The organism is Endozoicomonas sp. 8E, assembly GCF_032883915.1.
In the GTDB taxonomy this organism is placed as follows: domain Bacteria; phylum Pseudomonadota; class Gammaproteobacteria; order Pseudomonadales; family Endozoicomonadaceae; genus Endozoicomonas_A.
This window is the reverse complement of record NZ_CP120717.1, coordinates 710,132-723,583: the sequence shown is the minus strand read 5'-3', so window position 1 is coordinate 723,583 and position 13,452 is coordinate 710,132. Positions and strand designations below refer to the sequence as shown.

Annotated in this window: 9 protein-coding genes and 1 pseudogene; all 10 read left to right on the top strand. The window is 53.7% G+C overall.

The annotated features are described in order from the left end of the window. Positions 1–5 precede the first annotated feature (5 nt). Positions 6–1,247: an ankyrin repeat domain-containing protein gene (locus P6910_RS02935; RefSeq protein ID WP_317144795.1), complete on the top strand. Its 1,242-nt coding sequence runs from the start codon at positions 6–8 to the stop codon at positions 1,245–1,247. A 409-nt stretch (positions 1,248–1,656) separates the two neighbouring features. Then, the gene (locus tag P6910_RS02930; RefSeq protein ID WP_317144794.1) at positions 1,657–3,291 is read left to right on the top strand and encodes an ankyrin repeat domain-containing protein; all 1,635 of its coding nucleotides are present in this window, start codon (positions 1,657–1,659) and stop codon (positions 3,289–3,291) included. A gap of 207 nt (positions 3,292–3,498) precedes the next feature. Next, the gene (locus tag P6910_RS26675; protein WP_410493871.1) at positions 3,499–3,651 is read left to right on the top strand and encodes a recombinase family protein; all 153 of its coding nucleotides are present in this window, start codon (positions 3,499–3,501) and stop codon (positions 3,649–3,651) included. A gap of 14 nt (positions 3,652–3,665) precedes the next feature. Further along, positions 3,666–4,805, top strand: coding sequence for an RNA-guided endonuclease TnpB family protein (locus tag P6910_RS02925; protein WP_317144793.1), 1,140 nt, complete (start codon positions 3,666–3,668; stop codon positions 4,803–4,805). Between the two features lie 260 nt (positions 4,806–5,065). Further along, positions 5,066–6,112 carry an ankyrin repeat domain-containing protein gene (locus tag P6910_RS02920; protein WP_317144792.1) on the top strand — a complete coding sequence of 349 codons (1,047 nt, stop codon included), beginning with the start codon at positions 5,066–5,068 and terminating at the stop codon, positions 6,110–6,112. Positions 6,113–6,524: 412 nt separating this feature from the next. After that, complete coding sequence (locus P6910_RS02915) at positions 6,525–7,556, top strand: ankyrin repeat domain-containing protein (protein ID WP_317144791.1); 1,032 nt, start codon at positions 6,525–6,527, stop codon at positions 7,554–7,556. A 413-nt stretch (positions 7,557–7,969) separates the two neighbouring features. Beyond that, positions 7,970–9,505: an ankyrin repeat domain-containing protein gene (locus P6910_RS02910; protein WP_317144790.1), complete on the top strand. Its 1,536-nt coding sequence runs from the start codon at positions 7,970–7,972 to the stop codon at positions 9,503–9,505. A 408-nt stretch (positions 9,506–9,913) separates the two neighbouring features. Continuing rightward, a complete protein-coding gene (locus P6910_RS02905; RefSeq protein WP_317144789.1) occupies positions 9,914–10,936 on the top strand; it encodes an ankyrin repeat domain-containing protein in 1,023 nt (340 codons plus the stop codon). Between the two features lie 188 nt (positions 10,937–11,124). Next, positions 11,125–11,313, top strand: a pseudogene (locus P6910_RS26670) (RING finger domain-containing protein); the annotation flags it as partial. A gap of 33 nt (positions 11,314–11,346) precedes the next feature. Next, positions 11,347–13,383, top strand: a complete 2,037-nt coding sequence (locus P6910_RS02900; protein WP_317144788.1) for an ankyrin repeat domain-containing protein — start codon at positions 11,347–11,349, stop codon at positions 13,381–13,383. Positions 13,384–13,452 lie beyond the last annotated feature (69 nt).

Sequence of the window (13,452 nt, the reverse complement as noted above, 5' to 3'; positions counted from 1 at the left end):
CACAGATGTTCTACTTATGTGTGGCATTGCTCTTTACCCTCTCCCCATGGACAGTGAAAGCTGATCAATGTCCTATTTGTCTGGCTTACTTCCATGGTCGAAGTGTAGCGCCCGTGGTCGTCAAAACCCAATGTTGTGGCCAACGCTTCGATCTGGACTGTATTTCGAAGTGTTTTGTTGATCAGCCCATCGGCTCACGTCGGTGCGCGATGTGCCGACAAGACCCGATGCCGGTGGTGAATCAGAACACCAGTGAATCTCACCCGGATACATTTTTCCCCGATCATACATTTTATCGTGCCTGTTTAAACGAGGATTTGGATCAGGTGGAGAGGTCACTGGCAGAAGGAGTCAATGTCAATGCCGTTATGACTTATGATTTCACTGCCTTGATGTTGGCGTCCATTGACGGGCACATGAAAGTCGTCGAACGCCTGATCGGGGCCGGGGCAGACGTCAACGCCGCTCGGACTGAGGATGGTGCCACCCCGCTGTTCATCGCTGCCCAGGAAAATAACACCGACTGCATGAAAGCCCTGATCGAAGCCAAAGCGGATCTCAACGCCAGGGCTAAGGATGGCAGCACCCCGCTGCACATTGCTGCTGCGAATGGCAATACTGCCAGCATAAAGCTCCTCATCAATGCTGGGGCGGATATCAACATCCAGACTGAGGCTGGCGTCAGCCCGCTGTTCATCGCTGCGCAGGAAAATAGCACCGACTGCCTGAAAGCCCTGATCGAAGCCAAAGCGGATCTCAACGCGCCGACTGAGGACGGCGCCAACCCGCTCTATATCGCTGTCCAGGAAAATAACACCGAGTGCGTGAAACTCCTGATCAACGCCGGGGCGGATCTCAACGCCCGGGCTAAGGATGGCGCCACCCCGCTGTTAATCGCTGCCCAAGAAAATAACACCGAAAGCATGAAACTCCTGATCAATGCTGGGGCAAATCTCAACACCCGGACTAAGGATGGCACCACCGCGCTGTTCATTGCAGCCCTGAAGGGCAATACCGATAGCGTGGAAATCCTGATCAACGCCGGGGCAGATCTCAACAGCCGCTATAAGGATGGCGCCACCCCGCTGTTCGCGGCAGCCCTGAAGGGCAATACCGACTGTGTGCAGCTCCTGATCATCGTCGGGGCAGATGTCAACGCTGCCTTGCCGAATGGCGCCACCCCGCTGTCCATCGCTACCGAAATGGGCAATACCGACTGTGTGGAAGCCCTTACCGGGGCCGAGTAGGGAACAGAGGCGGTGAAGGAAACAAAAGAGAGGCGTTGTGTTATCCGGTAAACACGGCTCTGGGTTTTCCCATCTTCTGAGTCTTTAAAACAAGGTGTTTATTTGGCCACAGCAAACTTTGATAGCCATACAAATGAACTAACATGCTTTTTTGTATCTAACCCACACGGCTTATTGACCAACACAGATGTTCCAATTATGTATGGCATTGCTCGCCGCCCTCTTCCCTTGGGCACTGAAGGCCAATCAGTGTCCTCTTTGTTTGGCTCCCTTCCATGGCCGAAGCCTAGCGCCAGTGGTCGTCAAAACCCAATGTTGTGGTCACCGCTTTGATCTGGACTGTATTTCGGAGTCTTTTGTTAAACAGCCCATCGGCTCACGCAGTTGCGTGATGTGTCGGCAAGACCCGATGCCTATTGTCAATCAGAACACCAGTGAATCTTACCCGGATACATTTTTCCCCGATCAGGCGTTTTATCGTGCCTGTATAAACGGGGATCTGGATCAGGTGGAGAGGTCACTGGCAGAAGGCGTCAATGTCAATGCCGTTATGATTGGTGACTTCACTGCCTTGATGTTGGCATCCCGCTGGGGTCATATGGATACCGTCAAACGCCTGATTAACGCTGGGGCAAACCTCGAAGCTGCCCGTTCGAATGGTGCCACCGCACTGTTTATCGCTGCTGAGTACGGTAGTACCGACTGCGTGAACCTCCTGATCAACGCCGGGGCGGATGTCAACACCCTCCGGACTTCGGATGGTATCACCCCGCTTTTCATCGCAGCCTGGAAGGGCAATAGCAACTGCGTGAAACTCCTGATCAACGCCGGGGCGAACCTTGACGCTGCCCATTGGAATGGTGCCACCGCACTGTACATCGCTGCTGAGCCCGGCAATACCGACTGCGTGGAAATCCTGATCAAGGCCGGGGCTGACCTCGACGCCCGGGCCAAGAATAGCGCCACCCCGCTATACATCGCAGCTCAGGAGGGCAATAGCGACTGCGTGCAACTCCTGATCGACGCCGGGGCGAATCTCAACACTCCCCTGACTTCGGATGGCAGCACCCCGCTGTTCATCGCTGCTGCGAAAGGCAATACCGACTGCGTGAAAGCCCTGATTAAAGCCAAGGCGAATCTTGAAGCCCGAACTAAGGATGGTGCCACCCCGCTTTACATCGCAGCCTGGAAGGGCAGTAGCGACTGCGTGAAACTCCTGATCATCGCCGGGGCGGTTCTCGATGCTCGAACCAAGGATGGCGCCACCCCGCTTTTCATCGCTGTCCAGGAGGGCAATACAGACTGTGTGAAACTCCTGATCATCGCCGGGGCGGATCTCAACGCAGCAAGGACTTCGGATGGCGCCAACCCGCTGCATTACGCAGCCCTGAAGGGCAATACCGACTGCGTGAAACTACTGATCATCGCCGGGGCGGATCTCAACGCCCAGACTGAGTATGGCACTACCCCGCTATTCATCGCTGCCAAGGAAAATAACACCGAATGCGTGCAACTCCTGATCAACGCCGGGGCGGATCTCAACGCCCGGACTGGCTATGGTACTACCCCGCTATTCATCGCTGCCCAGGTAAATAACACCGACTGCGTGCAACTCCTGATCAACGCCGGGGCGAATCTCAACGCTCAGGCTAAGGATGGCGCCACCCCGCTTTTAATCGCTGCCCTGGAAAATAACACCGAATGCGTGCAACTCCTGATCAACGCCGGGGCAGATCTCAACGCTGCCCTGCTGACTGGCGCCACTCCAATATTCTTCGCAGCCATGAAGGGCCATTCCGACTGTTTGAAACTCCTGATCAATGCCGGGGCAGACGTCAACGCCGCTCGGACTGACGATGGCGCCACTCCACTTTACATTGCTGCCCAGGAGGGCAATACCGACTGCATGAAACTCCTGATCAAGGCTGGGGCGGATTTCAATATCTGCCGGACTTCGGATGGCGCCACCTCGTTGTCCGCGGCAGCCCTGAAGGGCAATACCGACTGCGTGGAACTCCTCCGGGTCAATGCTGGCGCAGAGTAGGGTTAAAAACAGTTCGCAGAAATCTATTATAATCTAAAACTATCTTATAAAATCTCAAGCATGGATAAGTGATTACTGAAGATAGGTGAGGCAGCTCGTTTACATGGTACAGACCCAGTAACACTACGAAAATCGGAAAGCACAGGTGAGCTGCTTCCTGCCAGAAAGACCAAAGTTGGAACTTGTTACTACGACGTGTCTGAATTGATGGGCTACAGTAACGAAGCTGCGCCTACGCTTTGCTATTGCAGAGTATCCAGTCACGACCAAAAGCCAGACTTAGACAGTCAGCAAGAGCTACTGGAAGCCTGCTGTTCTGCAAAAGGTTGGCGAACTCAGGTTATACGAAAAAATGCTTGAGACTTTGCAAGACGTTGTTAGCTCACAAGATTGAACTCAGACCGACAAAACAACAAGCCGATTATCTTGATAGGGCTTGTGGTTCTCGTCGTCATGCTTTCAATCAACTGTTAGCCCATTTCAATCAAGAAGGCGTTAAATGGTCAAAGAAGGCTGCGAATGAAAAATACCAAGAACTCAGGCTTGAGTTTCCCTGGTATGCCGAAGTCAGCCAACGTGTCACCAGGAATACAATCGACGATCTTCATGACGCCTTTACTCACTTCTTCCGTCGGGTGAAGAAAGGAGAAAAAGCAGGTTATCCAAGATTCAAGAAGCGAGGACTACACGACAGTTTTTCTCTCAGAGAAAAACCCAAGTTCGATGTTGATGGCAGAACACTTCGCATTGAGAAATTGAAAACCCGCATCAAGATGCGCCAGAAACTGAGGTTCACAGGAACACCCTGTCAGGTGACGATCACTAAGCGAGCCGGAAAGTATTTCGCTTCTATTTTGGTAGACACTCAGGATTACGACCCAAAAGCACAAAGCCATGAGTCTGTGGGCGTTGATTTTGGCATCAAAGATTTAGCTATTTGTTCGAATGGCAAAACCTTTGCTGCTAATCAGAAACTGAAAGGCTCTCTGAAACGCCTTAACAGGAAACAGAGGGCGTTAAGCTGCAAAACAAAGGGAAGCAACCGCTATGTGAAAGCCAAGCGAGCGGTTGCCAAACTGCATTACCGGATAAGTAACCAGCGAACAGCCGTACTACATGAGGTAAGTGATTATCTGACGTCAAGATTCAAAATAATCACCCTCGAAAATCTGAATGTCAAAGGCATGGTAAAAAACCGCAAACTGGCAAGAGCAATCAGTGACGCAGGTTTCGGTAAGCTGAGAGAACTGGTTGAATACAAGGCAGAGCTGCGAGGATGTCAGGTTGTGATTGCAGATCGGTTCTTTCCCAGCTCGAAGAAGTGTGCGGTTCATACTTGCGACTACGTAAATGACAATCTTACTCTGTCTGATCGTGAGTGGCGGTGTCCAAAATGTAAAACTCTGCATGATAGGGATTACAGTGCGAGTTTGAACCTTGATAATTACGGTCGAGACACGTTACAGCTCGACGGGGTCGCCCAGACCCTAAACCCTACGCAAGAGTGGAGTTAGACACGATTCGTCGTGCATCCATGCCGACGGCGTAGATAAGTCTACATAATTACAGATTATGTTAGATTTTTAGTAGCGGAGCAGAGGCAGTGAAAGAAACAAAAGAAAGGCGTTATGTTGTCCAGTGAACATGGCTCTCAGGTGTTCCCATCTTCTGAGTCTTTAAAACAAGGTGATTATTTGCCACAGCAAACTCTGATGGCCATATGAACTAGCATGCTTTTTTGTATCTAACCCACACGGCTTATTGACCAATACAGATGTTCTACTTAAGTGTGGCATTGCTCGCTACCCTCTCCCCATGGACATTGAAGGCCGATCACTGCCCTGTTTGTTTGGCTCCCTTCCATGGCCGAAGTGAAGCGCCTGTGATCGTCAAAACCCAATGTTGTGGCTACCGCTTCGACCTGGACTGTATTTCAAAGTCTTTTGTTAAACAGCCCATCGGCTCACGTCGCTGCGCGATGTGTCGGCAAGACCCGATGCCTATGGTGAATCAGAACACCAGTGAATCTCACCCGGATACATTTTTCCCCGATCAGACGTTTTTTCTTGCCTGTTTAATCGGAGATCTGGATCAGGTGGAGAGGTCACTGGCAGAAGGAGTCAATGTCAATGCCGTTATAAATGTTGATTTCACTGCCTTGATGTTGGCATCCAGCGGCGGGCACACGGATATCGTCGAACGTCTGATCAACGCCGGGGCGGATCTCAACGCCCGGAATGAGGGTGGCGCCAACCCGCTGTTCATCGCTGCACAAGAAAATAACATCGAATGCGTGAAACTCCTGATCAACGCCGGGGCAGATCTCAACAGCCGCTATAAGGATGGCGCCACCCCGCTGTTCATCGCTACACAAGAAAATAACACCGAATGCGTGAAACTCCTGATCAACGCCGGGGCGGCTCTCAACGCTGCCATGCTCAATGGCGCCACCCCGCTGTTTATCGCTGCCCAACAAAATAACATCGAATGCGCGCAACTCCTGATCAACGCCGGGGCGAATCTCAACGCCCGGGGTAAGGATGGCGCCACCCCGTTGTTAATCGCTGCCCAAAAAAATAACACCGAATGCGTGCAACTCCTGATCAACGCCGGGGCGGATCTCAACGCTGCCCTGCTGAATGGCGCCACCCCGCTGCTCATCGCTTCACAAGAAAATAACACCGAATGCGTGAAACTGCTGATCAACGCCGGGGCAGATCTCAACGCCCGGGCTGAGGATGGCGCCACCCCGCTGTCCATCGCAATCGAGATGGGCAATACCGAGTGTGCGAGAGTCCTGAGCAAGGCCGGGGCAAAATAAGGAACAGAGGCAAGGCAAGGGAACAAAATGAAAAGTGTTGTGTTATCCAGTAAATACGGCTTTCAGATGTTCCCATCTTCTGAGTTTTTGAAATGCGTGATTATTTAGCCACAGCAAACTTTGATAGGCATACAAATGAACTACCATACTTTTTTTGAATCTAATCCGTACCACCTATTGACCAACACAGATGTTCTACTTTTGTATGGCATTGCTCGCTGCCTTCTTCCCTTCGACATTGAAGGCTGATAAATGTCCTATTTGTTGGGCTCCCTTCCATGACCGAAGTGAAGCGCCTGTGGTCGTCAAAACCCAGTGTTGTGGTCACCGCTTCGATCTGAACTGTATTACGAGGTGTTTTCTTGATCAGCCTGTCGGCTCACGCCGGTGCGCGATGTGCCGACAAGACCCGATGCCTGTGGTGAATCAGAACACCAGTGAATCTCACCCGGATACATTTTTCCCCGATCAGACGTTTTATCGTGCCTGTATAAACGGGGATCTGGATCAAGTCGAGAGGTTTCTGGCAGAAGGAGTGAATGTCAATGCGGTTATGACTTATGGTTTCACTGCCTTGATGTTGGCATCCAAGAACGGGAACAAGGCGATCGTCGAACGCCTGATCAACGCTGGGGCGAACCTCGACGCCGCCTGTTCGACTGGTGCCACCGCACTGTTCTTCGCTGCCCAGGAAAATAACATCGACTGCTTGAAACTCCTGATCAGCGCCGGAGCGGATCTCAACGCCCGGGCTAAGGATGGAGTCACCCCGCTATTCACCGCTGCCCAGAAAAATAACACCGAATGCGTGAAACTCCTGATCAATGCCGGGGCGGATCTCAACGCCGCCAGGATTACGGATAGTGCCACCCCACTGCTCGCCGCTGCTGCGAAAGGTAATATCGACTGCGTGAAACTCCTGATCAACGCCGGGGCGGATATCGAGGCCCGGACTGAGGATGGAGCCACCCCGCTATTCATCGCTGCCCAGAAAAATAACACCGAATGCGTGAAACTCCTGATCAATGCCGGGGCGGATCTCAACGCCGCCAGGATAACGGATGGTGCCACCCCACTGCTCGCCGCTGCTGCGAAAGGTAATATCGACTGCGTGAAACTCCTGATCAACGCCGTGATAGATCTCAACGCCAGGACTAAGAATAGCGTCACCCCGCTATACGTCGCAGCTCAGGAGGGCCATACCGACTGCGTAGAACTCCTGATCAACGCCGGGGCAGATCTCAACGCCCGGAATAAGAATAGCGCCACCCCGCTATACATCGCAGCTCAGGAGGGCCATACCGACTGCGTAGAACTCCTGATCAACGCCGGGGCAGATCTCAATGCCGCCAGAACTTCAGATGGTGCCACCCCGCTCTCCATCGCGGTTGCGATGGGCAATACCGACTGCGTGGAAGCCCTGATCAGGGCTGAAGCAAAGTAGGGAACTGAGGCAAGGAAGGGAACAAAAGAAAGGCGTTGTGTTATCCAGTAAGCATGGCTCTGGGTGTTCCCATCTTCTGAGTTTTTGAAACAGATGATTATTTAACCACAGCAAACTTTGAGAGACACATAAATGAACTATCATTCCATTGCTGTACCTGAGCCGCACCCCTTATCGACTGGCACAGAATGCTCTACATATATGTGGCATTGCTCGCTACCCTCTTCTCCCCATGGACACTGAAGGCCGATCACTGTCCTATTTGTTTGGCTCCCTTCCATGGCCAAAGTGTGGCGCCTGTGGTCGTTAAGACCCAATGTTGTGGTCAACGCTTCGATTTGGACTGCATTTCAAGGTGTTTTGTTGATCAGCCCATCGGCTCACGCCGTTGCGCGATGTGTCGGCAAAACCCGATGCCTGTGGTGAATCAGAACACCAGTGAATCTCACCCGGATACATTTTTCCCCGATCAGACGTTTTATCGTGCCTGTATAAACGGGGATCTGGATCAGGTGGAGAGGTCACTGGCAGAAGGAGTCAATGTCAATGCGGTTATGACTGCTGATTTCACTGCCTTGATGTTGGCATCCGGCAGGGGGCACAGGGACGTCGTCGAACGCCTGATCAATGCCGGGGCGAACCTCGACACTGCCCGTTCGGATGGTATCACCGCACTGTTCATCGCTGCTGAGTACGGTAATATCGACTGCGTGAAACTCCTGATCAACGCCGGGGCGAATGTCAACGCCGCCAAGACTTCGGATGGCGCCACCCCGCTTTTAATCGCTGCCTGGAAGGGCAATAGCGACTGCGTGAAACTCCTGCTCAGCGCCGGGGCGGATCTCGACGCCCGAACCAAGACTGGCGCCACCCTGCTTTTCATCGCTGTCCAGGAGGACAATAGCGACTGTGTGGAACTCCTGATCAACGCCGGGGCGAATATCAACGCCGCCAGGACTTCGGATAGCACCAACTCGCTGTTCGTTGCAGCCCTGAAGAGCAATACCGACTGTTTAAAACTCCTGATCAACGCCGGGGCGGATCTCAACGCCCGGACTGAGGATGGAGTCACCCCGCTATTCATCGCTGCGCAAAAAAATAACACCGAATGCGTAAAACGCCTGATCAATGCCGGGGCGGATCTCAACGCCGCCAGGATTACGGATGGTGCCACCCCACTGCTCGCTGCTGCTGCGAAAGGTAATACCGACTGCGTGAAACTCCTGATCAACGCCGGGGCGGATCTCAACGCCCGGACTAAGAATAGCGCCACCCCGCTATACATCGCAGCTCAGGAGGGCAATACCGACTGCGTGCAACTCCTGATCGACGCCGGGGCGAATCTCAACACCCCACTGTCTTCAAATGGCAGCAACCCGCTGCTCATCGCTGCTGCGAAAGGCAATACCGACTGCGTGAAAGCCCTGATCAAAGCCAAGGCCAATCTCGACGCCCGAACTAAGAATGGCGCCACCCCGCTGTTCTTCGCTGCCCAGGAAAATAACACCGACTGTGTGAAACTCCTGACCAAGGCTGGGGCGAGTCCCAACGCCCGGACTGAAAATGGTAACACCCCACTATTCATCGCTGCCCTGAAAAATAACACTGGCTGCCTGAAACTCCTGATCAACGCCGGGGCGGACCCCAACATCTGCCGGACTCCGGATGGCGCCACCCCGCTGTACATTGCTGCCGCGAAAGGCAATACCGACTGCGTGAAACGCCTGATCAACGCCGGGGCGGATCTCAACATCTGCCGGACTTCGGATGGCGCCACCCCGCTGTACGTTGCTGCCGCGAAAGGCAATAGCGATTGTGTGGAACTCCTGATCAACGCCGGGGCGGATCTCAACGCCCGGAGTAAGAATGGATGCACCCCGCTGTCCGCAGCAGCCCTGAAGGGCAAAACCCATTGCCTGGAAATCCTGCTCAACGCCGTGACAAAGTAGGGTACTGAGGCAAGGAAGGAAACAAAAGAAAGGCGTTGTGCTATCCAGTAAACACGGCTTTATGGTGTTCCCATCTTCCGAGTTTTGCAGTGCGTGATTATTTAGCCACAGCAAACTTTAATAACTATATAAATGAACTATTATGCTTTTTTGTGTCTAACCGGAGCTACTTATTGACTAACACAGATGTTCTACTTATTTTTAGCATCGCTCGCTGCCTTCTCCCAATGGACAGTGAAGGCTGATCAATGTCCTATTTGTCTGGCTCCCTTCCGTGGCCGAAGTGCACCGCTTGTAGTCGTTAAAACCCAATGTTGTGGCCAGCTCTTCGATCTCGACTGTATTTCGAAATGTTTTTCTGATCAGCCCATGGGCTCACGCCAGTGCGCGATGTGTCGGCAAGACCCAATGCCCGTGGTGAATCAGAACACCAGTGAATCTCACCCGGATACTTTTTTCCCCGATAAGACATTTTTTCGTGCCTGTTCAAACGGGGATCTGGATCAGGTGGAGAGGTCACTTGCAGAAGGCGTCAATGTCAATGCGGTTATGACTAAAGATTTCACTGCCTTGATGTTGGCATCCATCAGTGGGGACATAGACGTCGCCCAACGCCTTATCAAGGCTGGGGCGAATCTCGACACTGCCCTTCCGGATGGTACCACCGCACTGTCCATCGCTGCTAGCCACGGTAATGCCGATTGCGTGAAACTCCTGATCAACGCCGGGGCAGATCTCAATGCCGGGAATGAGAATGGCGCTACCCCGCTTTTAATCGCAGTCTGGACAGGCAATACCGACTGCGTGCAATTCCTGATCAATGCCGGGGCGGATATCAACGCCCGGGCTAAGTATCGCGTCACCCCGCTGTTAATCGCTGCCCAGGAAAATAACACCGAATCTATGAAACTCCTGATCATCGCCGGGGCGTATCTCAACGCCCGGAATGAGTCCGGCACCACCCCGCTATTCATTGCTGCCCAGCAAAATAACACCGAATGCGTGCAACTCCTGATCAACGCCGGGGCGGATCTCAACGTCCGGTCTGAGAGTGGCGCCACCCCGCTGTTAATCGCTGCCCAGAAAAATAACACCGAATGTGTGCAACTCCTGATCAACGCCGGGGCGGATCTCAACGCTGCCCTGCCGAGTGGCGCCACACCGCTATTCATTGCTGCCCAGGAAAATAACACCGAGTGCGTGCAACTCCTGATCAACGCCGGGGCAGATCTCAACGCCCGGACTAAGGATGGCGCCACCCCGCTGTTAATCGCTGCCCAGAAAAATAACACCGAATGTATGCAACTCCTGATCAACGCCGGGGCGGATCTCAACGCTGCCCTGCTGAGTGGCGCCACACCGCTGTCCGTCGCAATCGAGATGGGCAATACCGACTGCGTGGAACTCCTGATCAACGCTGGGGCAAAGTAGGGAACTGAGGCAAGGAAGGGAACAAAAGAAAGGCGTTGCGTTATCCAGTAAGCATGGCTCTGGGTGTTCCCATCTTCTGAGTTTTTGAAACAGGTGATTATTTAGCCACAACAAACGTTGAGAGACACATAAATGAACTATCATTCCTTTCCTGTACCCAAGCCGCACCAGTTATCGACTGGCACACAATGTTCTACATATACCTGGCATTACTCGCCACTCTCTCCCCATGGACACTGAAGGCCGATCAGTGTCCTATTTGTTTGGCTCCCTTCCATGGCCGAAGTTTTGCGCCTGTGGTTGTCAAAACCCAATGTTGTGGCCACCTCTTCGATCTGGACTGTATTTCGAAGTCTTTTGTTAGACAGCCCATCGGCTCACGCCGGTGCGCGATGTGTCGGCAAGATCCGATGCCTTTGGTGAATCAGAACAGCAGCGAAGCTTACCCGGATGCATTTTTCCCCGATCAGACGTTTTATCGTGCCTGTATATATGGGGATTTGGATCAGGTGGAGAGGTCACTGGCGGAAGGAGTCAATGTCAATACCATTATGATTGGTGGCTTCACTGCCTTGATGTTAGCATCCAGCAGGGGTCACCTGGATGTCGTCAAACGCCTGATAAACGCTGGGGCGAACCTCGACACTGCCCGTCCTAACGGTGCCACCGCACTGTTAACCGCTACTGAGTTCGGTAATACCGACTGCGTGAAACTCCTGATCAACGCCGGGGCTAATCTCAACGCCGCCAGGACTTCGGATGGCGCCACCCCGCTTTTCATCGCAACCTGGAAGGGCAACAGCGACTGCGTAAAACTCCTGATCGAGGCCGGGGCGGATCTGAACATCCCCCGGACTTCAGATGGCTCCACACCGCTTTTCATCACAGCCCAGAAAGGCAATACCGACTGCATGGAAATCCTGATCAAGGCCGGGGCGGATCTCGACGTCCAGACTAAGGATAGCGCCACCCCGCTATACATCGCAGCTCAGGCAGGCAATACCGACTGCGTGCAACGCCTTATCGACGCCGGGGCGAATCTCACCCCCCCCCTGACTTCGGATGGCGCCAGCCCGCTGCTCATCGCTGCGGCGAAAGGCAATATCGACTGCTTGAAAGCCCTGATCAAAGCCAAGGCGAATCTCGACGCCCGAACCAAGAATGGCGACACCCCCCTGCTTATTGCTGCCCAACAAAATAACATCAACTGTGTGAAACTCCTGACCGAGGCCGAGGCGGATCTCAACACCCGGAATGAGAGTGGTGCCACCCCGCTTTTCGTCGCTGCCCAGGAGGGCAATACCGACTGTTTGAAACTCCTGATCAACGCCGGGGCGGATCTCGATGCCCGAAATGAGAATGGCGCCACCCCGCTTTTCGTCGCTGCTGAGGAGGGCAATACCGACTGCGTGAAACTCCTGATCAACGCCGGGGCGGATCTCGATGCCCGGAATCAGAATGACGCCACCCCGCTTTACATCGCTGTCCAGGAGGGCAATACCGACTGCGTGAAACTCCTGATCAACGCCGGGGCGAATATCAACGCCGCCAGGACTTCGGATGGCGCCACCCCGCTGTTCGTCGCGGCCCTGAAGGGTAACACCGACTGTTTGAAACTCCTGATCAACGCCGGGGCGGATCTGAACGCCCGGACCAAGGATGGCGCCACCCCGCTATTCATCGCTGCTGAGCAAGGCAATACCGAATGCCTGAAACTCCTGATCAATGCCGGGGCGGACCTTAACGCCGCCCGAAGTAAGGATGGCGCCACCCCGCTCTTCTTTGCTGCACAAGAAAATAACATCGAATGCCTGCAAGCCCTGATCGAAGCCAAGGCGGATCTCAACGCACGAACTGAGGATGGGGTCACCGCACTGTTCATGGCTGCCCAGGAAAATAACATCGACTGCGTGAAACTCCTGATCAACGCCGGGGCGAACCTCAACGCCCAGACCGATAATGGCTCCACCCCACTGTTCGTTGCTGCTGCGAAAGGCAATACCGACTGCGTGAAACTCCTGATCAACGCCGGGGCGGATCTCAACGCCGTCAGGATTATGGATGGTGCCACCCCACTGTTCGCTGCTACTGCGAAAGGCAATACCGACTGCGTGCAACTCCTGATCAACGCCGGGGCGGATCTCAACGCCGCCAGGTTGGATGGCGCCACACCGCTGTTCTTCGCCATACAAGAAAATAACACCGAGTGCCTGAAACTCCTGATCAGCGCCGAGGTGGATCTCAACACCCCCCGGGCTTGGGATGGCGCCACCCCGCTTCTCATCGCAGTCTGGCAAGGCCATACCGAATGCGTGGAAATCCTGATCAGTGGCGGGGCAGATCCCTTTGCCGCCTGTACTATGGATGGCGTCACCCCACTTTACATCGCATTCCTGAAAGGCCATGTCGGCTGCGTGGCAGCCCTGATCAAGGCTGGGGCAAAGTAGGGAGCTGAGGCAAGGAAGGGAACAAAAGAAAAGCGTTGAGTTACCCGGTAAACACAGCTTTCAGTTGTT